This window comes from Anaerostipes sp. CAG:276 (assembly GCF_000432215.1).
GTDB lineage: Bacteria > Bacillota > Clostridia > Lachnospirales > Lachnospiraceae > Anaerostipes > Anaerostipes caccae.
Genome location: NZ_FR889199.1, coordinates 98,569 through 120,238 on the forward strand (window position 1 = coordinate 98,569; position 21,670 = coordinate 120,238).

Consider the following 21,670-nt stretch of genomic DNA (forward strand, 5'->3'; position numbering starts at 1 on the left):
CATATTCACGCTTCGCGTACATTATATCATAAACTTTTCAAAAATAAATCCATAAAACTTTCTGCGGTACTTTTCATATTCCTCTCTGCTTCGGAACGTCCATCCATAGACCGAGATTCCCGAAATCTTCCGGCACAGCTTTAGGGACGGCTCCTCCCAGTAAATATATTTGTATGCAATAAAATCCGGCTTTGTGGCAAAGTTCGTCAAAAGATTCTGTTCCGCCCAGTAGGCAAGCTGGTTCCCCTTATGGTGATCCTTTCTGAAATTCATGGACAGCTGCCCGCGTATGACTTCCGGACGGTTTAGCCTGAACCAGAACAGTGCAAACGGATGAAAAGATTCCATACAGTAGAGTCCCCGGTATTGATCCAGCACTTCTGCCGCCAGCCGGCAGAGTTTCCGGTCACAGTGCTCCATTTTCAGTTCCACCAGAAGCGGCACCTTTCCGTCTACCAAAGCCAGCACATCCGCAAACCGGGGAATCCGTTCTTTTGTCTCCATCAGAGAATATCTCTTAAGCTCCCGGTAGGTCAGATCACGAATCTTTTTGTTGACACCGCAGGTTCTCTTCAGATCGTAATCATGATGGACGACCATCACATCATCTTTTGTAAGCTGTACATCCAGTTCAATCCCATATCCGTAGGTAACCGCATTCCTGAAAGCCTCCATAGAGTTTTCCGGTATCCCGTGAAAGCCATGGAGCCCCCGGTGAGCAAAACATTTCGTTTCCAGCACCGGATGTTTTCTTGGCTTCCCGGGATAGATCATATACAGGTAAAGAAAGATACAAAACGGAATCACAAGTATGATCATAACTCTCCTCTTTTCTTCCTGACAGCCTGCTCCAATACTTCCCTTTTATTTTTGGCCGGATCTTCTAAAACAAGTTCTAAAAGTCCTGCCAGCATTTCTCCTATTTCTCTGCCGGGTTTCATTCCCAGACTGATCAGGTCCTTTCCGTCAAGAGCCAGATCTTTCACCTGAAGACAGTCCTTTTCCTCTTTGATTTCCTCAAACAGCAGTCTCGTACGGTCAAGGATCTGCTGCTTTTCCTCCTGCATAAAAGTGCTCTGGGCTGAAATATCTGCCTGCTGGACTTTTAAAAGTTTCTCAAACAGTGGCACCGAAATTCTGCTGACCCAGCGTCTCACAGTCTTTTTGCTGACCTCATCCAAAGAACCGAACCGTACGTCATGCCAATATACAAGTCTGGTCACCTGCTTTATGGTTTGGTTGTCAAATTTCAGTCTTTTCAAAATCTTCCTGGACACCTCTTCTCCGATGGTGTTATGTCCCTGAAAACTGTCTTTTATTTTCCCTTCGACTCTGGCTTCAGGCTTTCCCACATCGTGGAGCAGCATCGTCCACCGCAGTATATGGTCCGGCTCAGTATTTTTTAAAGCCTCCACCGTATGAACTCCTACGTTATAGCAGTGATGAGGGTTATTCTGAGGTGTCTCCATCATCCGGTCGAATTCCGGGAGCACCACTTTTGTAACGCCCAGATCAAATGCGTCAAGGATCGTTTCCGGGTGATCGGACAGGAGAAGCTTTGTGAGCTCCGTCTGAATCCTCTCCGCACTGATATCTTTTAAGAACTTCGCCTGTTTTTGTATGGCCTGCTTTGTCTCTTCTTCTATCACGAAGCCAAGCTGTGCCTGAAAGCGCAGCGCCCTCAAAATTCTGAGGGCATCCTCATCAAAACGTCTGCGGGCATCTCCCACACAGCGAATGGTCTTCTTTTTAAGATCCTCCGCTCCGCCGTAATAATCGATCAGTCCGTCTCTGTCATTGTATGCCATGGCATTGATAGTGAAATCTCTTCTCAGCAGATCTTCTTTCAGGGATTTGGTAAAACAGACTTCTTCGGGCCTTCTATGGTCTCTGTATTCTCCGTCCACCCGGTAAGTGGTCACTTCAAACGGTTCTTTTCCCATCATCACTGTCACCGTACCGTGGGCGATTCCCGTGTCGATCGTATATGAAAAAATCTCCTTTACTTGGTAAGGAGATGCGGATGTGGTAATGTCCCAGTCCGTAGGGCATTTCCCCAAAATGCAGTCCCGGACCGGGCCGCCTACGACATATGCTTCGTAGCCGGCCTGTTCCAGCTGATTTATGATCTGTTTTGCTTTTTCAGGTATCTCAATCTTAAACATAAAATTCCTTTAATATGCTTTTCCGAAAAGAACCATCTTCTTCGCAGGTTTTCCACAGTGCACACACACGTCTCCGAGATGTTCCTGTTCAAAAGGCATACATCTGGTAGTAGCCCCTGTCTCGTCCTTGATGGCTTCTTCACACTCGGTTTCCCCGCACCACATTGCTTTTACAAAGCCCTGCTGCTTTTCGATGATCTCCGTAAACTCATCCCAGTTTCCTGCCTCGTGGGTATTCTCCTCCAAATGCTTTTTCGCCCGTTCCAGCATGTCTTTCTGCATCTGGTCAAGCACTTCGGAAAGCTTTGATTCGATCTCGTCAAGAGAAACAAAAATCTTTTCTCTCGTATCGCGGCGCACAATCACTGCCTGGTTCTTTTCGATATCTTTCGGTCCGATCTCGATTCTGGTTGGGATTCCCTGAACTTCCTGTTCACTGAACTTCCATCCCGGACTCTTGTCGGAATCGTCTACTTTTACTTTATAATTTTTAGAAAGGCGCTCTCTGATCTCTTCTGCTTTTTCGAGAACTCCTTCTTTTTTCTGCATGATCGGCACGATCATCGTCTGTACCGGTGCGATTTTCGGAGGCAGCACGAGTCCTGAATCGTCGCCGTGGACCATAATGATCGCCCCGATAATACGTGTGGACATGCCCCATGATGTCTGATGGACATACTGCAGTTTGTTGTTCTTATCGGTATACTGGATATCAAACGCTTTAGCAAATCCATCCCCGAAGTTATGGCTTGTCCCTGACTGAAGAGCTTTTCCGTCATGCATCAGTGCTTCGATCGTATAAGTGGCATTGGCCCCTGCAAACTTTTCTTTCTCCGTCTTCTGTCCTTTGACAACCGGAATTGCCAGGTACTGCTCGCAGAAGTCCGCATACATATTTAACATCTGAACCGTGCGCTCCTCAGCCTCGTCGGCTGTCGCATGGGCCGTATGGCCTTCCTGCCAGTAAAACTCAGAGGTGCGCAGGAACGGTCTCGTGCTCTTTTCCCAGCGGACTACGGACACCCACTGATTATATAACTTCGGAAGATCCCTGTAAGACTGGATGATATTAGAGTAAAAATCACAGAACAGAGTTTCAGAAGTCGGCCTTACACAGAGACGCTCCTCGAGCTTCTTATTCCCTCCGTGAGTCACCCACGCAACTTCCGGCGCAAAGCCTTCCACGTGGTCTTTCTCTCTCTCCAAAAGGCTTTCCGGAATAAACATCGGCATTGCCACATTTTCCACACCTGTCTCTTTAAATTTAGCATCCATTACTTTCTGAATATTTTCCCAAATGGCATATCCGTTGGGGCGAAGGATCATGCATCCTTTTACACTGGAATATTCAATTAATTCTGCCTTTTTAACAACGTCGGTATACCACTGTGCAAAGTCTTCATCCATTGCAGTGATGGCTTCTACCAGCTTCTTTTCTTTTGCCATGTGATTGATCTCCTTCTTATCTCTTAATTTATTTAAAATATCTTTTTATTTCTCATGTACTGCCTTGTCTGATGTCATCTTCCGACTTACTGCGTATTCTTATCTTTTCCTGCTGCTTTAATTCCATATAAAATGTGGCCAGAGAAACCTGAACCCATGGAGCGACTACCAGAACACCCACTACCAGGAACAGCAGACCGATGAACAGCCGCGGGAGAAAAAACAGCCAAAACGCGATTAATCTCAAGTAATTACCATGCATCATGCTGATTCCCCGCCGCACTGCCGGGCTGCATTTCTGCTCTTCTCCGTCCAGAAGTAAATATAATGCGGGAAAATAACGCAGCTCTACGACGATAACAGCCAGTATTTGTTCTATTAATGACAGATAGAGAGAATCCAGATAAAGTGTCAAGTTTAAAATATAGCTGCTACAGGAAAATAAAATCATATACACGTTCGTCATTAAAATTTTTCTGAGAAGCAGCCATAAGATTCCTTTTGACTTACTCTCAAATACATAGAAAATATAGTCTACGTTCGCTTCCACACCTATGGCTACCATCATACAAGCAAAAATATTACCTGTCCAAAAAACAGACATCAGCAGTTGTTTTGAAATCTGCAGCATCAGTGCAGCCGGCAGAGCAGGAAACAGCACCACCAAGTTTACTTTCCATGTCTCAAGACCTATGATGATCATTATAATAATAATTTCAATCAAAATCAGAGTATACAGATTATCTTTAGCCCTTACCTTCGCTAAATCCCAAATATCCTTGAGTTTCATTCTCTCTCTCATTACTCTCCCACTTCAAATCTGCCCCGCAAACTTTTTATCTCTGCAGATCAGATCCATATAGAACAACGCCTCTGCCACATTCTTCCATGGTACCACAAATAAAAATCCGATTCCACATGTAAGTACAGATAACAGGATAAACGGCAGGAAAGATAGCTGAAGACTTATGTGGCTGATATAATTGCCTTCCATCATTCGCACACTTCTTTTCAATGCCCTTTTTCTATTTTACTTTTTTCCTGTCTCTTTAAATCTGTATAAAATACAGCCAGGCTTATTTGATACCAAGGAGTTACAATCAATAATCCCAATCCGCAGGGAATCAGGGCAAGCAGCATCCATGGCAGAAACGAAAGACAGAGCCCCAATAATCTTATATAATTCTTGTGCATCATATCATTTCCCCGCCATATTGCCTTTCGGGATATCTCTTCCTCACCTTCTAACAGCAGATACAGTGCCGGAAAATAGCGCAGTTCAACAATAACCGAAGCCAAGAAACTCGAAATTGCCGGCATATATGGGTCATCCAATCCTATTGCATAAGGTATGATACCGCCAAAAAAGTTTATAAGAAAAGCAATCAGCAAAGTTATTATAAATTTTCTGAAGATCAGCCATAAAACCTGTTTTGTCTTATTCCTGAACAAATAAAAGACCTGCTCTACCTTCGCCTCTTCTCCTTTTAATACCTTCAGACACGCTGCAGCACTCCCCGTGATAAAAACAGCCATTAGACCGTACATTATAAGCTCCACCATGATCTGGAGGATTGAACCTGGAAAAAGCATGGTTGTTCCCACTAGCCACGCTGACAATCCTACGCCGATAAAAAATATAATGGTTTGAATAACAACTAAAACTTTCCAATTTTCTTTTAATTTTTCTTTTGAAAACCTACGAATTTCCTTAAGGCCCATTCTCTCTCATATTCTCTCTCCTTATTTGCTACCACTCGTAGCGGTGCAGCTGCCCTTCTCTCTGGAAATGGTCAAATCTCTGCTGTCTCAGCACCTCATAGGCCACAATCGCCACAGAGTTGGACAAGTTCAGGGAACGGATCTCAGGAAGCATCGGAATCCTGACTGCCGTCTCCTTGTAGTCAAGCAGAATTTCCTCCGGAATCCCGGCACTCTCCTTGCCGAACATCAGATAGACGTCTTCATCCGCGCCCCCATAAGTGACATCTGCATAGGTCTGCCTGGATTTCGTAGTTGCCATGTAAATCTTAGGATGATGATTTTTCTCAAGAAAATCCTCAAAATTCACATAAGTCCTCACATCCAGGTGTTCCCAGTAGTCCAGTCCTGCCCTTTTGATCATCTTCTCATTCAGTTTAAATCCCAGCGGTTCGATCAGATGCAGGACCGCGCCGCAGGCAACGCATGTCCTTCCGATATTTCCGGTATTGGCCGGCATCTCCGGCTCATGCAGAACAATATGCAGCATGATTATCTCCTTAGTTTCTCAATAAATGTGCCAAGCCTGTTCAGGGCTTCTTTCAGCTCGTCGATGGAATACGCATAGGATACTCTCAAATATCCTTCTCCGCAGGCACCGAAAGCTGTTCCCGGGACGATGGCAACCTTCTGTTCTTTCAAAAGTTCTTCCGCAAACTTCTCCGAGCTCATGCCAAATTCCTTAATACACGGAAATGCATAAAAAGCTCCCTCCGGCTCAAAACACTCAAGCCCCAGTTCCCGGAACCGGTGAAGCAGATAACGTCTCCTCTGGTTATAGGAATTTTTCATCTCCTCCACCTCATCATCACAGGCGCGGAGTGCCTCCACCGCTGCATACTGGCTCGTGGTCGGCGCCGCCATGATACCGTACTGATGAATCTTCACCATCTGCTCCATGATGACTTTCGGAGCTGCCGCATAGCCCAGTCTCCAGCCCGTCATGGCAAATGCCTTGGAGAAACCGTTGATGACAATCGTCCGTTCCTTCATATCCGGAAGTGCACCAATACTGACATGCTTGTGTCCGTATGTAAGTTCAGAGTAAATCTCATCAGAGATTACGATCAGATCATGTTCTTTCGCAAAATCGGCAATAGGCTCCAGGTCTTTTTTTGTCATGATAGCGCCTGTAGGATTATTTGGGAATGACATAATAATGGCTTTCGTCTTATCCGTCACCGCCTCCTCAAGCTGTTCTCTCGTCAGCTTGAACTTATTCTCTTCTTTAAGTTCTACAGTGACCGGGACCCCGTCTGACATAATGACACACGGCACATAGCAGACAAACGATGGCTGGGGCACAATGACCTCATCCCCGGGATTTATGATAGCCCTAAGAGCCACATCGATCCCTTCGCTTCCGCCCACCGAGACAAGCACTTCGTCATTGCGGTAGCGCAAATGATATTTTCTTTTTAAATATCTGCAGATTTCATCCCTGAGTTCTACGAGCCCGGCATTGGATGTATAAAATGTCCTGCCTTTTTCAAGAGAATAAATACCTTCTTCCCTGATCCGCCACGGAGTGTCAAAGTCCGGCTCTCCAACCCCCAGGGAAATCGCCTCCGGCATCTCGCTCACAATATCAAAAAATTTCCGTATACCGGAGGGTTCCAGCATCACGGCCTTTTTAGACAGCATATCTTTCATTATGGAGTCACCGCCTGTCTTTTATCTGCTTTTTTTGCCTCCAGCACCGTTCCGTGGTCCTTATATTTTTTAAGGACAAAGTGAGTGGCCGTACTTAAAACCGCCTCCAGAGGAGCCAGTTTAGAAGAAGTAAACATAGAGATCTCCTTCATTGTCTTTCCTTCCAGCATGACCATAAAATCATAGGCCCCGGACATAAGATACAGCGCTTTTACTTCCGGAAAATTGTAGATACGTTCTGCAATCTTGTCAAAGCCTTCTCCCCTCTGCGGTGTCACTTTTACCTCAATCATGGCAGTCAGCTGTTCCCGGCTCGTGTGGTCCCAGTTGATCAGTGTGTGATACCCGCAGATAATGTGTTCCTTTTCCATCTCGGCAATTTCATTGGCGATATCTACTTCCGTAGAATCAAGAAGAACCGCCAGCTCTTTTAAGTCCAGACGGCTGTTCTTTTCTAATAATTTTAATATTGATTCTCTCAGCTCTTGATTCATGATCTCTCTCCAATCTTATACAATTCGTCTTGTTTCGGAGCTTCCAGGCTCGCCGCCTTGCCCTGTCGGTAAATGATCTTGTCATTGGAATCTGTGGTGCGGCCGATCACCGTGGCCTTGATCCCTTCCCGCTCCAGTTCTCTCACAAGAGCGTTCCCATGGTCCGTAACGATCAGCATAGAACCGCTGGAGATCAGCTGGTACGGGTTCAGATCGAAGAACTCACAAAGCTCTATCGTATGCTGCCTGACCGGAATATCCTCGATCGAAACCTCCAGTCCCACACCCGAGGCCTGGGCCACTTCCCAGAGAGCACCGTAAATTCCGCCCTCTGTAATGTCATGCATGGAGGATGCATACTTTCGTGCGATCTTTCCCTCAGGTACAACCGAAACCTGTTCAAGACAGGCCTTCGCCTCGTCAAGGAACTCTTCCGGAAAACGTTCTTTTAACAGTTGTTCCTGTTCCCTGGCGATAATACCGGTTCCTTCCAGGCCGATGTATTTGGTCACCACGATATCCTGCCCCGGCTTGGCGCCTCTGGTAGACACAAGTTCTTCCTCTTTCACCCTGCCGACTCCGGTGACGGAAATCAGGGGCTGCCTGACCGCATCGGTCACCTCTGTGTGGCCCCCGATCACTGCAATGCCAAGCTTTAGGCACTCTTCCTGCACCTCTGCCGACAGCTGCCTGAGTTCTTTCTCCTTCGTCTCCGGAGGGAGAAGGACTGTGAGCATAAGTCCCACCGGTTCGGCTCCCGAAGAGATCAGGTCATTGGCGGTGATATGCACTGCCAGCCTGCCCGCTTCTTTGGCCGCTCCTGTGATCGGGTCGGTGGAGAGTACGAATACCTCTCCTTCTTCAAGCTTCAATGCCGCACAGTCTTCTCCAATGCCGGGACCGATCAGGACTTCGTCCCGCTTCGCTCCCAGCTGTTCTAATATAACTTTTTTTAAAGTGGCTTCCGGAATTTTTCCTATCTTCATGATTTTTCCCTGATCAATTCTCTTTGGATGATTGAGTTGCCTGAGTACTCTTCTTTTCTGTTGATTTCTTCGCAGGAGTTTTTTTCTTTTCTGTGGATTTCTCCGTTGATTTTTCAGTCGATTTGCTGTCTTTCTTTTTCTTGTCCTCGTCTTTTTTCTTCTCTTTTTTCTTGGTTCCTACTCTCACCGTGTTCGGAGTCGCCATATAGCTGGACGTATTAAACAGAATCTTCTGTGTCTTCTTGCCCTTTTCCTTAACGATCTTCCAAAGCTTCGCAGTGTAGCCGGTATGCCCGACCTGTTCTACAACCCGTTTCCCTTCTTCCAGTGTCGGGTCCTTAATCACTTTCTCTCCGGAACTGTTTCTCACTGAAGTCGTCTCAGAGACAAACTCCACGTGCCGGTTCGGATTGGTTTTCTGTCCGTAGACGCTGAACGTGATATTAGAACCGTCGGCAATTCCTTCTATATATATAGGGAAGTCATACTGGTTCTCAAACTTCAGATCCTTATAAGTTCCGGCGATGGCTGCATCGGCAGATCTTGGCACATAGGATACGGTCATAGAATGAGGGTGGCGTTCTTTGATCTTTAACTCCGCCCGGATCACCGCATTGTAAAGTGTCGTAGAGACCTGGCAGATTCCTCCTCCGTAAGTCTGCACTGTCTGGCCGTTCTCATAAGAGCCTGCCAGGTAATAGCCATTCTCGCTCGTAAACGGAGAAACCGCTTTGTACACGGAAAAAGTTTCTCCCGGATATACAACTGTTCCGTTGATCATCTTTGCGCCGTTGGCAACATTTCCTTTTCTCCCCGGTGCGGAAGATCCGTAATAGGTTGTCTTTGTCCCCAGCTTATCTTTGACTTTTGCCATGTCTTCGCTGGTATACTCCGCCTTTTTCCTTGTAACTTTCAGAGGTACTTTAAAGCTTTCCGCCTCAACCTGCTTTTTGTACGCCTGAAACGTACTCTTTTTGTCCAGCGCATACCCTGTCTTTTCTTTTATGATGATAAACTTTCCGTTCTTTCTCTTTAAAGATGCATTTTTGGGCTCTGAGACAATCTTTTTCGCCGCAGAGTCCAGTTCCCTGTCAAATATCTTCTGGTCATAGCTGCGCTCAATCTTTACGATTGTCTTGTCTTTCTTGACCTGGGAATAGCGGTTTATAATGCTTCCCGAACGTCCCACGTCGTAGGCATCCTTTACTGTTTTCTTCACATCCCATGTGACGCCTGTCTTCGAAAGTTTTGTCACTGCTTTCTCGCCGTCCACATAAAATGTAATATCTTTTTTCTGTTCCTTCTCTATATAATCTTCAATCTGTTTTTTTGCTTCTTCCTTTGTCATTCCTGCCAGGGATTTTCCTTCGAATATAACCCCCCGGACTATTTTATTATCTTTGGTAGCCCCTTTTACCGTCTGACTGATATATACAAATACACCAATGCAGATGACGGCTAAGATCCCGGCAGCAATGCCGGCTTTCATTCTTTTTGACATACCTATCCTTCCTAAAATGTTCACGTCTGCAAAATTGTTGTCCTTAATTACACCATTAAATAACCGGCGACTGTCGTGCCGACCATTACGATCACCAAAAGGATCGCTATGATCCCGGCGATCATTCTTTTCTTTTTCATCGCATCACCCCATATTTTGAAATAATCTCGTCTATTATCCTGGAAGCTTCACTCATTGTCAGTCCGTCTATGCTGTCGTTATCCTCTATTTTATGATATTTCCTCAGTTCGTTCAAGTACCGTTTTTGCTTTGCCGTGATCATCTGGAGTTTTTTGGGACGGTACTGAAGCGGTTCCGGAACAAAGACCTTCTGGTCCTCTCCGAATTCTCTCTTCATGGACTCAAATACAACCGCGGTTGCCAGTGCATCGTCATAGGCTCTGTGAGCCGCCTGATTGACATAGTGATAATGCTCACAGAGACTCGAAAGCTTTTTGCTCTCCAGCCCGCGAAGCAGCAGCCGGGCGGCCCTGAGGGTATCAACACCTTCTTTTTCAAAAGCATAACGAAATCTCTTTGCCGCAGTTTTCATGAACCGGTAGTCAAACATCAGATTATGTCCCAGCACCGGATAACCCTCGCTGAATGCGAGGAAGCCCTCCACGCCTTCGCGCATGGGGATTCCGCCGTCCAGCATCTTCCTCGTGATCCCTGTCAGCCGGATGATGAAGTCCGACACTTCCCGCTCCGGATAGATAATACAGTTGTATTTTCCGGCAATTTTGCCGTTTTTGACCTTCACCGCCCCGATCTCGATCACCTGGTCTTCCTCCACGGAAAGTCCTGTGGTTTCCAGGTCAAAGGCAACGTACTCTCTCATAGGCTATACCTCACATGAAGGGCAGACGCTCTGAAGGGTACATTCCCCGCATTTCGGCCGTCTGGCGATACAGACGTTCCTTCCGTGGGTAATGATCTGAATATTGTAGAGAATCCACTGCTCTTTCGGCAGCACCTTCATCAAATCGTGCTCTATTTTCACCGGATCGTCGTTCTTTGTCAAATATAATTTTTTGGAGATCCTTTTTACATGGGTATCCACCACGATGCTCGGCTCATGGAAGATATTTCCCCGAATTACATTGGCAGTCTTTCTTCCCACTCCGTCCAGAGCGGTCAGCTCCTCAATGCTCTCCGGCACTTCCCCTCCGTGCCGCTCAATGATCTGGCCCGCGGCTCCAATGATGTTTTTCGCTTTATTCTTATAAAATCCTGTGGAATAAATATCTCTCTCAAGTTCCCTGATATCTGCCCGGGCGAATGCCTCTAAACTCATATATTTTTTAAACAGCTTTTCTGTCACAATATTGACTCTGGCATCCGTACACTGTGCGCTTAGCATCGTCGCAATCAGCAGCTGCCATGCATTTTCATGGTTTAAATAACATTTGTATTCTGTCGTATAAGTCTCGTTCAGAATATCACAGATCTTTCTCACTCGTTCCTTTGTTACTCTTTTGGATACTTTCGCCATAGGTTTCTGCTCCTTATGAGTTTCCTCCGATAGTTTCTTCTGACCGGTAGCGGTCATGCAGTGTGAGGATCGTTTTCCTCAGTTCACTGTTCAGCTGCTCTTTTGTGACTCTCCACTCCCAGTTGTCCCCCACCGTGGAAGGCGTATTGATCCTGGCCCGGCTTCCGAGCCCCAGATAATCCTGAAGCGGAATGATCACTGTATTTCCTCTGCTCTCAAGGGCCAGAGAAATCAGATCCAGGTTCACCTCTCCGGTGCGCACAATCGTGCTGTGGTCTAAATAGTGATGCAGGAAATTTTTATCTGCCTCCGGCATGTCACCATACCATCCGAGGACCGTATCATTATCATGGGTTCCCGTGTAAACCACACAGTTTTCTTCATATTTGTGCGGCAGATACGCACTGTCATCCCATGCCCCAAAGGCAAATTCCAGTATTTTCATTCCCGGATAACCGATCTCCTTTTGCAGCTCTCTCACGGAATCTGTGAGAAAACCGAGATCCTCCGCGATGATCTTCACATCCCCGACTCTCTCTTTTAATGCCGTGAAAAATTCCAGCCCCGGCCCTTTTTCCCATCTGCCTCCTGCTGCTGTCTCGGCATCTGCCGGAATGACAAAGTATTCATCAAAGCCCCGGAAGTGATCCAGCCTCAGCACGTCATATAAGAGGAAGTTGTGGCTTAACCGCTTCATCCACCAGTCATATCCTGTACTCCTGTGATACTCCCAGTCATAGACAGGATTTGACCAGAGCTGGCCGTTCTCCGCAAAAGCATCCGGAGGGCATCCTCCCTGAACTCTCGGCTCTCCCTGTTCGTCAAGCTGAAACATTTCCGGATGTGCCAGAAAATCGGCGCCTTCCTTTGCCACATAGAATGGCAGGTCTCCAATGATACTGATGCCGTTTGCATTGGCATACTGTTTCAGCTTCAGCCACTGGCTCAAAAACTTGTACTGGACAAAGCAAAAATACTCTCTCCCTTTTCCCGGCTGTTTTAAATCCATATATCTGCAGAAGTCATCCAGCCACTCTTTGTGGACATGTTTGAAATCTTCGTAGTCTTTTCCTCCGCGGAAGCGGCTGTATGCGATCCAGAGCAGGATCTCCCTGGACATAAAGACTCTGTCATAGTCTACTTTGTCCTCGCCGTCCGCAAACTCCCAGCCGTCACATTCCTCAGGAGTCAGAAGGCCTTCTGCCTGGAGCTGCTCTAAGTCAATATATAAGACGCTTCCCGCAAAGCTTGAATAGGATAAATATGGAGAGTTCCCCTCCCCGATCGTACCCAAAGGCAGGATCTGCCAGTAAGACTGGCCTGTTGATTTCAGAAAGTCTACAAACTGGTAGGCTTCTTTAGAAAAGCACCCGATGCCGTATGAAGACGGCAGGCTGAAGATAGGCAGCAAAATACCACAAGATTTCATTCAATACTCCTTATAACTACTGATGAGGGTCTCATCATCTGATTAACAGTTTTCGTATCCCTCATTATAACATGATTTCCTGTGGTTGTTTGCTTAAAATAACGTACATCGTACTATTTTTGATGATTTTTTATAATACTGCGGATCGTTTTATACAAAAACGGCTTTAACTGCTCCAATGTGACGGGCTGTCCGAACAGAATTGCATTGTAACAGCTTCCGGAAATCAATTCCACGATCAGGTAGATCATTGTCTCCGGCTCCTCAAATTCCCTTCCGGATTCCTTCATCAGATTCATATAAGCTTCATATATATTTTCATAGTCTCCGTCCATCGGTTCATTGATCGCATTTTTAAAGATGCCCCACCCCAGATGTTTGGAGATCAGTTTCAGGAGTGTGGGATTCCGGTACAGCTGATCAATAATATTGTCTGCCAAAAACACGATTTTGTCTTCAAACAGCCGGATATCAGCTCGTTCCAGATCCCTGTAAGCCTTTTTAAAAATCAGTCCGGCCCGGTGTGCGATCAGCTTATAACGGATATCGGTCTTATCCTTAAAATAAAGATAAAATGTCCCCTTGGCAACCCCTGCCTGGCTTACAATATCCGAGATTGATGTCTTCTGATAGCCATTTTGTGTAAAGAGGTGATATGCCGTGTCAAGCAGCGCTGTTTTCTTTCTCTTTTTATTTTCTTCTACTTTACTCATTGGCCTGTATCCCCCTTTTGCTTTTGCCTATGTTATAACATCATTATACTTAAAAATGACCATAAGTCAATATTTTTCAAAAAACCAAAGAATCTTTCGGATAATTATTGACTTTTAGTCATTTCTATAGTATACCATTAATAAGAAAAATGACTTTTGGTCATTCATTTAGGAGGACTGATTATGATTAAATTTGGAAAATGGATTGCAAAGCATCGGAAATTAATCGTTCTGCTTTCCGTTCTGCTGTTGATCCCATCACTGATCGGCATTTCCAAAACCAGGATCAACTATGACATCCTGAGCTATCTCCCCAATTCACTGGAGACAGTCAAGGGTCAGGACATTATGGTAGATGAATTTGGAACCGGGGCTTTCTCCATGGTCGTCGTAGAAGACGCCAAGGTAAAAGACGTCCAGAAGATCAAACACAAAATTGAAAAAGTAGACCATGTAAAAAAGGTTCTCTGGTACGACGACCTGGCAGATACCACGTTTCCAAAGGAAATGCTGCCGAAAAAGATCCGGAATGTTTTCTTTAACAAGAATGCGACAATGATGATTGCCCTGTTTGACAACACCACATCATCCGACGAAACGATGGAGGCAGTCAGTCAGATGCGCCACGTCGTCGGCAAACAGTGTTTTATCAGCGGCATGTCCGGCATCGTTACGGATATTAAAAACCTGGCACTGGAAGAAATGCCAATCTATGTGGTCATCGCTGCAGTGATGTCTCTGCTCGTATTGTGCCTCACAATGGAATCCCTGCTGACGCCGGTCCTGTTTCTGGCAAGCATCGGCATCGCGATCCTGTATAACCTGGGAAGCAATATCTTTCTCGGAGAAATCTCTTACATAACAAAGGCACTGACGGCGATTCTTCAGCTGGGTGTGACGATGGATTATTCCATCTTCCTGCTCCACAGCTATGAAGATAACAAGGTACGGTTTGACAACGACAAACAAAGAGCCATGGCTCATGCAATTTCCAATACCTTTAAGTCCGTTGCCGGAAGTTCCGTTACGACGATTGCAGGTTTCGCAGCCCTTTGTTTTATGACCTTTGCCCTCGGCATGAACATCGGTGTGGTCATGGCCAAAGGCGTGGTCATCGGTGTGATCTGCTGCGTAACGCTTCTGCCGTCCCTGATCCTGATCTTTGACAAATGGATCGACAAGACGACACACAAATCCATCATCCCGGATCTGTCCAACGCTTCCCACTTTATCACGAAGCATTACAAGGCAGCGATTTTGATCTTTCTGATCCTTTTGTTTCCTGCCGTTTACGGAAACAACAACACACAGATCTACTATAACATTGATAAATCACTGCCCCAGTCTCTTCCGAGCAATGTTGCAAATAAGAAGCTGAGCGACGATTTTCATATGAGCAATATCCATATGGTCATGCTGAAATCCGGCATGTCCGCAAAGGAAAAGTCTCAGATGCAGAAAAAGATCGAACAGGTAGACGGTGTCAAATGGGTTCTCGGCATGGATTCCGTAGTAGGTTCCGCCGTTCCGACCGATATGATTCCGGGCACGATCAGCGAAAACCTCATCAGTCCCCATTATGAGATGGAGTTCATCTGTTCCGACTACAAAACCGCAACCGATCAGGTCAACCGGCAGATCGCGAAGATCAATACCATCGTAAAAAGTTACAGCAAAGAATCCATGGTAATCGGGGAAGCCCCCCTTACAAAGGATCTTGCAGACGTAACCAATGTGGATCTCCGCAATGTCAACATTGCTTCGATCGCAGCCATTTTTATTATTATCATGATCGTATTTAAATCGGCATCCCTTCCGGTTATTTTGGTAGCCGTCATTGAGTTTGCCATCTGCGTCAATATGGCTATCCCATATTATACAGGGGAGGAACTGCCCTTCGTGGCAAGCATTGTCATAGGCACCATTCAGCTGGGCGCAACCGTAGATTATGCGATCCTGATGACCAGCCGCTATCAGAAAGAACGTATCCGCGGAAATACAAAACGGAAATCCATCCGCATCGCCCACGAGACATCCATGCTTTCTATTATTACAAGCGGGCTCAGCTTTTTTGCCGCAACGTTCGGAGTAGCGCTTTACTCCAAGATTGATATGATCAGTTCGATCTGCACTCTGCTCGCCAGAGGAGCCGTCATCAGTACGGTCAGCGTTGTATGCATCCTTCCGGCGATGTTTATGATATTTGATAAATTAATTTGCAAAACAACCTTTGGCATGGGCCATATTCAGGAAATAAAGGAGGACGAAACATGAGAAAAAAGAAATTAAGCAGGACTTTGGCCATGGCGGCTTCAATGATTTTGTGCGCTTCAATGGCCGCAGCTCCGGTATATGCAGCCGATTCCCAAGAAAAAGAGGAAACTGTCTATGTAAAAGCAGACGCTGAAGGCAATACACAGACAGTCATTGTCAGCGACTGGCTGAAAAACAAAAAGAAATCGGCTGAAATCAAAGATGCTACTGATTTAAATGACATCGAAAATGTGAAAGGTGACGAGACTTTTCAGAAAGGCGGCAAACACAGCATCACCTGGGATGCCAACGGCAATGACATCTATTATCAGGGAAAAACCGACAAAGAACTTCCGGTCTCCATGCAGGTGACTTATTATCTGGACGGCAAAGAAATCAGCCCGAAGGATTTGGTGGGAAAGAGCGGAAAAGTCCGGGTACGCTATGAGTTTACAAACCATGATGTACACAACGGGATCTATACGCCGTTTACCATGATCACCGCTGTGGTACTGCCCACAGAACATTTCTCAAACGTGAAAATGGAAAACGCCAAGGATATTTCCGACGGCAGCAAACACATTCTCATGGGTGTGGCCTTCCCCGGACTGTCAGACAGCCTGAAGCTGAAAGACAGTGCCATCGGCCAAAAATTTAATATTCCGGATTCCTTTGAATTTACTGCGGATGTGAAGGATTTCCAGATGACAGTAACTGCAACCGTGGCATCTGCCGACACTCTCTCAGAGTTCGGCCTGGATAAAGCGGATTCGATCGATGAACTGAATGATTCTCTGACTACTCTCTCCAATGCATCAGAGAAACTGGTAAATGGTTCCGGGGAACTGCTCTCAGGCGTTAAGGAGTTAAGGGATGCTTCCAAAACTCTGAAAAACGGCACCGCAGTCCTCAACAAAAAGACCAAAGAACTGTCCAAAGGCTTAAATACTCTGGACGATAAAAAGGATGATCTTATTTCCGGAGCCAAAAAACTCAGCAAAGGCACCAAGGATCTAAAGGCAGGGACCAGCGAACTGGAGAAGAAAACAAAGTCTCTTCCATCTATGATGAAGGAGCTTGCCTCCGGTCTGGAAAGTATGAAATCTCTGACCGGCAGCCTTCCGAGCCAGAAAAAACTTCAGGAGCTTGCTTCCGGTCTGGACTCCATTACTTCCTCTTTTGAGACCATCAAAAGCGCCAATATTCAGTACAGCCAGGCACTTCAGGGACAAATCGACAGCCTTACCGCTATGCTCGGCAGAGGAACGGTTACGGATGCCTCTGACATTGGTGATATTAAAACTGCAATCGGAACCATGCAGGCCATTCAGGGCAAGATGAAAGACGAAAATGACACTATCGACCAGCAGAGCAAGGCTTTATCCTCTTCCTTAGCTCCCGCAAAGGCATTGATCCAGAAACTGAGCGATCCGTCCACTCAGGCATCCTTTAAAAAATTAAGCAGCCTGGACACCAGAGAACTGACCACTGCTGCATCCAGTCTCCGTTCGGCGGCAGTGAAACTGAATAAAGGCGCCGGAGATCTGTCATCCGGGCAGAGCAGTCTGGTATCCGGAACCAACCAGCTGGGACAGGGAATCCACACCGCAGCATCCGGGGGCAAAAAATTGAGTTCCGCGACCGGCACGCTGGCATCCGGCGGCAGCAAACTTTCCTCCGGTACAGATGCACTGTACACAGGGGCTGACACCCTCAATACGGGCCTGATTCAGTTTAACCAGGACGGCATAAAACGTCTGGTAAACATCATGGACCATGATGTCCAAAACACTCTGGACCGGATCAATGACACGGTAAAACAGGGCGATAAGTATCAGACCTTTACAAAAAAAGCAAAAGGAACAAAAGGCAGTGTCAAATTCATGATCGAGACAGAAGAAATCGAGTAATAATTGCCTCAAAAAGAGCCATGGAATGGTTTTAAATACCGATTCCATGGCTCTTTTTATGCTTCCGCCTTTTGTAATTCCAGTTCTTTCTCTCTTTCCTTCAATTCCTTTGCTATCTTTATAAACAGCAGGAAGGAAACACCCAGCGACGCCAAATCCGCCACAGGCTGGGCAAATACGATTCCCTCAAGTCCAAATAAATAATTTGTGATCAGCAGAACCGGGAAGAATACAAGCCCCTGCCGGCTCAGTGACAGGATCAGGGACGGAATTGCTTTTCCCATCGCCTGGAACCCAAACATAAAGACGAACATGATGCCGATAACCGGGCCGGAGATCATTAAGACTCTCAGCATTCTCACACCGTGGGCTACCACCGATCCGTCGTTGATAAATGCCTGGATGATCGGCTCTGTAAACAGCAGATAAAGCAGTGACAGCACTGTTCCCATGATCACATTGCATGCCATGGAAAACTTCATCGTCTTCTTCATCTTCTCCAGATTTCCTGACCCGTAACAGTATCCGATCAGAGGAGCGACACCTGAGCCCAGTCCGATCTGCACGAGAATGACTAGCATATTTGCCTTCATAGCTACACCCATGGCCGCCACCGGAATGTCACCGTAAGATGCGAGAAAATTATTCAGAATAATGTTTGCTGTGCTCATCAGAATATTATTGATCGACGCGGGTATCCCAATGGCAAATACCCCCGAAAGGATTCTTTCTTTTGCCGTAAAGTGCTTCGGTGAAATTGAAAGTCCTGTCTTCATCTTTGCAAAGAAAAACAGATAAAACACAACCGTACAAATATTTCCGATGATAGTTGCGATGGCCGCACCCGCGACTCCCATGTTCATGCCCAGAATCATCACCGGGTCCAGCACGATATTGACGATGGTCCCGATCATCATTCCGATCATGGAAATCTTGGCGGCTCCCTCTCCTCTGACTACATTGTTAAAGGCCATGGAGATTACGACAAAGACAGATCCCAGACCGATATAGGTCAGATAGCTCCGCGCGTATTCTTCTGTGTTGGGACTGCATCCGATCAGTTTCAGAATAACCGGCATTCCTCCCAGAAAGACGATCATCATGATGACGCCTGCTATGATACTGCCATAAAAGCAAAAACTGCTGATCTTCTTTACCTTTTCTGTCTCTCCCTCTCCAAGCATCCTGGAGATATAGGAACATCCGCCGATGCCAAAAATATTTCCTACCGCCATGAGCAGCATAAATACCGGCGTCGTCAGAGACACTGCCGCAACCTGGTTTGGGTCTCCGGTCTGTCCGACAAAAAAAGTGTCGGCCATATTATAAAAAATAGTTACAAGCATACTCAGCACTGTGGGCAGGGCCAGCGTGGCCACCGCTTTAGGCACCGGATATGATTCAAATACCTTATTATCCATTCGTTTCTTCCTCCTTTTATCGTAAATGCAGCCAGCTACATAATGGACTCTAATAAAATTTCACGTCTGTAATAAAAATGAAAGCGCCGCAGGGCACTTTCATCTGCTGTTTTCTATCTTATTCCAGGCTTTCGAGTACTTTTCCGAGCAATTCACAGAGTCTTTGCGACTCTTCTTCCGACAATGCTTTTCTGATGCGCATTTCTTCTTCTCTCAGGTGGACTTCCATTTCACTTTTTAAATCCAGCCCTTTCTGTGTGAGAATCACATTGCGGCATCTCTTATTCTCTTCATCCACAACACAGTATAAAAATCCTTTCGTCTCCAGACGCCTTAAAATACCGATGACCGTGGAATGTTTCACTCTCATGAATTCTCCGATATCTTTCTGGGTTATCTTCCGATTCTGATGTTCTGCCAGATATAAAAGCAGTTCCATCTGGGAATAAGTCACATTCAGGCAGCGCAGTTTCTGATTCATATGCTGAGTAAACTTATCGTGGATATGTTTAAATCTGGCTCCGATTTCCCGTTCCTGGTTCATAATCCGCCTCCATATGTAGTGCACTACATATTCTACAAGACTGGACCAAAAATTTCAACCATTAATTTATTTCCGGCTCTCTGCCTTTACCGCATCTGCAACCGCACTGCAAACCCGCTTATCGAACACTCCGGGGATAATATAATCCTCGTTTAATTCTTCCTCAGCTATGATTCCCGCGATTGCCCGGGCCGCCGCCATCTTCATCTCTTCTGTAATCTGAGAAGCTCTGGCATCCAAAGCCCCGCGGAAAATTCCAGGGAACACCAGCACGTTATTGATCTGATTCGGAAAATCCGAACGGCCGGTAGCTACCACCTTCGCCCCGCCTTTTTTCGCCTCATCCGGCATAATCTCAGGCACTGGATTTGCCATGGCAAATACTACCGGGTCCTTTGCCATAGACGCGACCATCTCTGATGTGACAATATTCGGTGCAGAAACGCCGATAAACACGTCTTTTCCCTTCATAATCTCAGAGAGATCTCCTGTCTGTCTGTCTTTATTTGTTTTTTCAGCCATTTCTTTCTGCGCATCGTTCATCCACGCTTCCCCCGGACACAGGGCGCCTTTCTGGTCAACGAGCACCGCGTCTTTTACCCCGAACTGAAGCAGAAGCTTACAGATAGAAATACCGGCAGAACCCGCTCCGTTGATCACTATCTTTGCATCTTCCAGCTTCTTTCCCGTAAATTTCAGCGCATTGATCAGCCCTGCTGCCACGACAATGGCTGTCCCGTGCTGATCGTCATGAAACACCGGTATATCCAGCTCTTCTTTCAGCCTGCGTTCTATTTCAAAACATCTCGGCGCAGAGATATCTTCCAGATTGATCCCTCCGAATGTAGGCGCCAGATTTTTTACTGTCTTTATGATCTCTTCCGCATCTTTCGTGTCCAGACAGATCGGAAACGCATCGATATCGGCAAACTCTTTAAATAAAATCGCTTTTCCTTCCATGACCGGCATGGCCGCCTCCGGTCCGATATCACCAAGGCCAAGCACTGCTGTCCCGTCGGAAACCACAGCTACCAGATTTCCTTTTGCAGTGTAGCGGTACACATCCTCTTTGCAGTCCCTGATCTTTCGGCACGGTTCTGCCACTCCGGGTGTATAAGCTGTACTCAGATCTTCTCTCGTCTCAACCGTCACCTTTGACCTTACTGCCACTTTTCCTCTGTTTTCTTCGTGCATCTTCAGCGCCAATTCATTGTAATCCATGACCTTCTCCTTTATGAATCTCTTTCATCTACGGTTTTCTTTTATTATATTACAGTGTGATATAAAATAAAATAATGTCTTCATATCTGCCGTCTGCCAAGCGGTAGCCCCCGGGCACTGTCCCGAGCCGCTGAAATCCAAGCCGGTCATAAAGTCTCAGCGCACCCTGATTAGACGCTACCACCGCATTAAACTGCAGAATTTTATATCCCAGCTCTCTCGCCCTTTCCATACAGTCCAAAACCAGCTGTTCTCCAATATGCCGTCCTCTTGCATCTTTGCTGACCGCATAGGAGGCATTAGATAAATGTCCGCACCTGCCTACATTATTCGGATGCAGTATATAAAGTCCAAGAATCTTTCCATCCGATTCAGCCACCCCAGTATAAGACTGGCCTGCAAAAAATTCTTCTGCTTCCTTTAAAGAAAAAGTATCTTCCTGCGGAAACGCATTGGCCTCCTCCACTACCTGATTCCATATCGCTGTCATCTCTTCTAAATCTTCTTTTTTAAACTGTCTCACCGTAAGTTCCATGTACAATCCACTCCTTTTTCTCACTCTTTTGATCCCGCAGCTTTTGCAAGCCGGTCAAAGCTGCCGCGGAAGAAAGAAAAAAGCCATCTTAGAGATATCTCTAAAACGGCTTGCTAAGCGGGTGATGGGAATCGAACCCACGT

Annotated in this window: 21 protein-coding genes; 2 read left to right on the forward strand and 19 right to left on the reverse strand. The window is 46.2% G+C overall.

Annotation, left to right across the window (positions count from 1 at the left end; genetic code table 11):
- Positions 1 to 21: 21 nt before the first annotated feature.
- The 15 genes from QVP35_RS12230 to QVP35_RS12300 form a co-directional block, all read right to left on the reverse strand.
- A complete protein-coding gene (locus tag QVP35_RS12230; protein ID WP_009289274.1) occupies positions 22 to 819 on the reverse strand; it encodes a glycerophosphodiester phosphodiesterase family protein in 798 nt (265 codons plus the stop codon).
- Positions 816 to 2,165, reverse strand: a complete 1,350-nt coding sequence (locus QVP35_RS12235; RefSeq protein WP_009289275.1) for a CCA tRNA nucleotidyltransferase — start codon at positions 2,163 to 2,165, stop codon at positions 816 to 818. Before QVP35_RS12235 ends, QVP35_RS12230 begins: the two co-directional genes overlap by 4 nt.
- 9 nt (positions 2,166 to 2,174) lie before the next feature.
- Positions 2,175 to 3,611, reverse strand: a complete 1,437-nt coding sequence (gene proS, locus QVP35_RS12240; RefSeq protein ID WP_009289276.1) for a proline--tRNA ligase — start codon at positions 3,609 to 3,611, stop codon at positions 2,175 to 2,177.
- Between the two features lie 52 nt (positions 3,612 to 3,663).
- Positions 3,664 to 4,401 (reverse strand): hypothetical protein, encoded by a 738-nt coding sequence (locus QVP35_RS12245; protein WP_108912300.1) that lies wholly within the window; start codon positions 4,399 to 4,401, stop codon positions 3,664 to 3,666.
- 24 nt (positions 4,402 to 4,425) lie between these two features.
- Entirely contained in the window at positions 4,426 to 4,608 is a 183-nt protein-coding gene (locus QVP35_RS12250) for a DUF975 family protein (RefSeq protein WP_009289278.1), read from the reverse strand.
- A gap of 14 nt (positions 4,609 to 4,622) precedes the next feature.
- The gene (locus tag QVP35_RS12255; RefSeq protein WP_022261202.1) at positions 4,623 to 5,333 is read right to left on the reverse strand and encodes a DUF975 family protein; all 711 of its coding nucleotides are present in this window, start codon (positions 5,331 to 5,333) and stop codon (positions 4,623 to 4,625) included.
- A 28-nt stretch (positions 5,334 to 5,361) separates the two neighbouring features.
- Positions 5,362 to 5,862 (reverse strand): tRNA (cytidine(34)-2'-O)-methyltransferase, encoded by a 501-nt coding sequence (locus QVP35_RS12260; RefSeq protein ID WP_009289280.1) that lies wholly within the window; start codon positions 5,860 to 5,862, stop codon positions 5,362 to 5,364.
- 2 nt (positions 5,863 to 5,864) lie between these two features.
- Positions 5,865 to 7,025 (reverse strand): aminotransferase class I/II-fold pyridoxal phosphate-dependent enzyme, encoded by a 1,161-nt coding sequence (locus QVP35_RS12265; protein WP_009289281.1) that lies wholly within the window; start codon positions 7,023 to 7,025, stop codon positions 5,865 to 5,867.
- Complete coding sequence (locus QVP35_RS12270) at positions 7,025 to 7,507, reverse strand: Lrp/AsnC family transcriptional regulator (protein WP_039930266.1); 483 nt, start codon at positions 7,505 to 7,507, stop codon at positions 7,025 to 7,027. Before QVP35_RS12270 ends, QVP35_RS12265 begins: the two co-directional genes overlap by 1 nt.
- An 8-nt stretch (positions 7,508 to 7,515) precedes the next feature.
- Positions 7,516 to 8,505, reverse strand: coding sequence for an AIR synthase family protein (locus tag QVP35_RS12275; RefSeq protein ID WP_009289283.1), 990 nt, complete (start codon positions 8,503 to 8,505; stop codon positions 7,516 to 7,518).
- Between the two features lie 13 nt (positions 8,506 to 8,518).
- A complete protein-coding gene (locus QVP35_RS12280; RefSeq protein WP_022261203.1) occupies positions 8,519 to 10,006 on the reverse strand; it encodes a VanW family protein in 1,488 nt (495 codons plus the stop codon).
- 136 nt (positions 10,007 to 10,142) lie between these two features.
- On the reverse strand, positions 10,143 to 10,847 hold the full coding sequence (locus QVP35_RS12285; RefSeq protein WP_009289285.1) for a 3'-5' exonuclease: 705 nt from the start codon (positions 10,845 to 10,847) through the stop codon (positions 10,143 to 10,145).
- 3 nt (positions 10,848 to 10,850) lie between these two features.
- Positions 10,851 to 11,501 carry an endonuclease III gene (gene nth / locus QVP35_RS12290; RefSeq protein WP_009289286.1) on the reverse strand — a complete coding sequence of 217 codons (651 nt, stop codon included), beginning with the start codon at positions 11,499 to 11,501 and terminating at the stop codon, positions 10,851 to 10,853.
- 13 nt (positions 11,502 to 11,514) lie between these two features.
- Positions 11,515 to 12,930: a 4-alpha-glucanotransferase gene (malQ, locus tag QVP35_RS12295; protein ID WP_006567497.1), complete on the reverse strand. Its 1,416-nt coding sequence runs from the start codon at positions 12,928 to 12,930 to the stop codon at positions 11,515 to 11,517.
- Between the two features lie 113 nt (positions 12,931 to 13,043).
- Positions 13,044 to 13,643: a TetR/AcrR family transcriptional regulator gene (locus QVP35_RS12300; protein ID WP_006567498.1), complete on the reverse strand. Its 600-nt coding sequence runs from the start codon at positions 13,641 to 13,643 to the stop codon at positions 13,044 to 13,046.
- Between the two features lie 183 nt (positions 13,644 to 13,826).
- Between QVP35_RS12300 and QVP35_RS12305 the strand changes: the two genes are divergently transcribed.
- Both QVP35_RS12305 and QVP35_RS12310 read left to right on the forward strand, forming a co-directional pair.
- Positions 13,827 to 15,917 (forward strand): efflux RND transporter permease subunit, encoded by a 2,091-nt coding sequence (locus QVP35_RS12305; RefSeq protein WP_009289289.1) that lies wholly within the window; start codon positions 13,827 to 13,829, stop codon positions 15,915 to 15,917.
- On the forward strand, positions 15,914 to 17,806 hold the full coding sequence (locus QVP35_RS12310) for an X-X-X-Leu-X-X-Gly heptad (RefSeq protein ID WP_009289290.1): 1,893 nt from the start codon (positions 15,914 to 15,916) through the stop codon (positions 17,804 to 17,806). The genes QVP35_RS12305 and QVP35_RS12310 overlap by 4 nt, the downstream gene beginning before the upstream one ends.
- A 56-nt stretch (positions 17,807 to 17,862) precedes the next feature.
- Here the strand turns inward: QVP35_RS12310 and QVP35_RS12315 are convergent, their stop codons facing one another.
- The 4 genes from QVP35_RS12315 to QVP35_RS12330 form a co-directional block, all read right to left on the reverse strand.
- Positions 17,863 to 19,227 carry an MATE family efflux transporter gene (locus QVP35_RS12315; protein WP_006567501.1) on the reverse strand — a complete coding sequence of 455 codons (1,365 nt, stop codon included), beginning with the start codon at positions 19,225 to 19,227 and terminating at the stop codon, positions 17,863 to 17,865.
- A 118-nt stretch (positions 19,228 to 19,345) separates the two neighbouring features.
- Entirely contained in the window at positions 19,346 to 19,771 is a 426-nt protein-coding gene (locus tag QVP35_RS12320) for a MarR family winged helix-turn-helix transcriptional regulator (protein WP_006567502.1), read from the reverse strand.
- Between the two features lie 66 nt (positions 19,772 to 19,837).
- A complete protein-coding gene (locus tag QVP35_RS12325; protein WP_009289291.1) occupies positions 19,838 to 20,992 on the reverse strand; it encodes an NAD(P)-dependent malic enzyme in 1,155 nt (384 codons plus the stop codon).
- A 49-nt stretch (positions 20,993 to 21,041) separates the two neighbouring features.
- Positions 21,042 to 21,527, reverse strand: coding sequence for a GNAT family N-acetyltransferase (locus tag QVP35_RS12330; protein WP_006567504.1), 486 nt, complete (start codon positions 21,525 to 21,527; stop codon positions 21,042 to 21,044).
- Positions 21,528 to 21,670: the final 143 nt, after the last annotated feature.

Coding starts and splice junctions, on each gene's coding strand:
- QVP35_RS12235 (WP_009289275.1), bottom strand. CDS start 2,165: ATGTTTAAGATTGAGATACCTGAAAAAGCAAAACAGATCATAAATCAG.
- QVP35_RS12250 (WP_009289278.1), bottom strand. CDS start 4,608: ATGATGGAAGGCAATTATATCAGCCACATAAGTCTTCAGCTATCTTTC.
- QVP35_RS12320 (WP_006567502.1), bottom strand. CDS start 19,771: ATGAACCAGGAACGGGAAATCGGAGCCAGATTTAAACATATCCACGAT.
- QVP35_RS12310 (WP_009289290.1), top strand. CDS start 15,914: ATGAGAAAAAAGAAATTAAGCAGGACTTTGGCCATGGCGGCTTCAATG.
- QVP35_RS12300 (WP_006567498.1), bottom strand. CDS start 13,643: ATGAGTAAAGTAGAAGAAAATAAAAAGAGAAAGAAAACAGCGCTGCTT.
- QVP35_RS12305 (WP_009289289.1), top strand. CDS start 13,827: ATGATTAAATTTGGAAAATGGATTGCAAAGCATCGGAAATTAATCGTT.
- malQ (WP_006567497.1), bottom strand. CDS start 12,930: ATGAAATCTTGTGGTATTTTGCTGCCTATCTTCAGCCTGCCGTCTTCA.
- QVP35_RS12230 (WP_009289274.1), bottom strand. CDS start 819: ATGATCATACTTGTGATTCCGTTTTGTATCTTTCTTTACCTGTATATG.
- QVP35_RS12315 (WP_006567501.1), bottom strand. CDS start 19,227: ATGGATAATAAGGTATTTGAATCATATCCGGTGCCTAAAGCGGTGGCC.
- QVP35_RS12275 (WP_009289283.1), bottom strand. CDS start 8,505: ATGAAGATAGGAAAAATTCCGGAAGCCACTTTAAAAAAAGTTATATTA.
- proS (WP_009289276.1), bottom strand. CDS start 3,611: ATGGCAAAAGAAAAGAAGCTGGTAGAAGCCATCACTGCAATGGATGAA.
- QVP35_RS12280 (WP_022261203.1), bottom strand. CDS start 10,006: ATGTCAAAAAGAATGAAAGCCGGCATTGCTGCCGGGATCTTAGCCGTC.
- QVP35_RS12330 (WP_006567504.1), bottom strand. CDS start 21,527: ATGGAACTTACGGTGAGACAGTTTAAAAAAGAAGATTTAGAAGAGATG.
- QVP35_RS12260 (WP_009289280.1), bottom strand. CDS start 5,862: ATGCTGCATATTGTTCTGCATGAGCCGGAGATGCCGGCCAATACCGGA.
- QVP35_RS12255 (WP_022261202.1), bottom strand. CDS start 5,333: ATGGGCCTTAAGGAAATTCGTAGGTTTTCAAAAGAAAAATTAAAAGAA.
- QVP35_RS12245 (WP_108912300.1), bottom strand. CDS start 4,401: ATGAAACTCAAGGATATTTGGGATTTAGCGAAGGTAAGGGCTAAAGAT.
- QVP35_RS12325 (WP_009289291.1), bottom strand. CDS start 20,992: ATGGATTACAATGAATTGGCGCTGAAGATGCACGAAGAAAACAGAGGA.
- QVP35_RS12265 (WP_009289281.1), bottom strand. CDS start 7,025: ATGAAAGATATGCTGTCTAAAAAGGCCGTGATGCTGGAACCCTCCGGT.
- QVP35_RS12285 (WP_009289285.1), bottom strand. CDS start 10,847: ATGAGAGAGTACGTTGCCTTTGACCTGGAAACCACAGGACTTTCCGTG.
- nth (WP_009289286.1), bottom strand. CDS start 11,501: ATGGCGAAAGTATCCAAAAGAGTAACAAAGGAACGAGTGAGAAAGATC.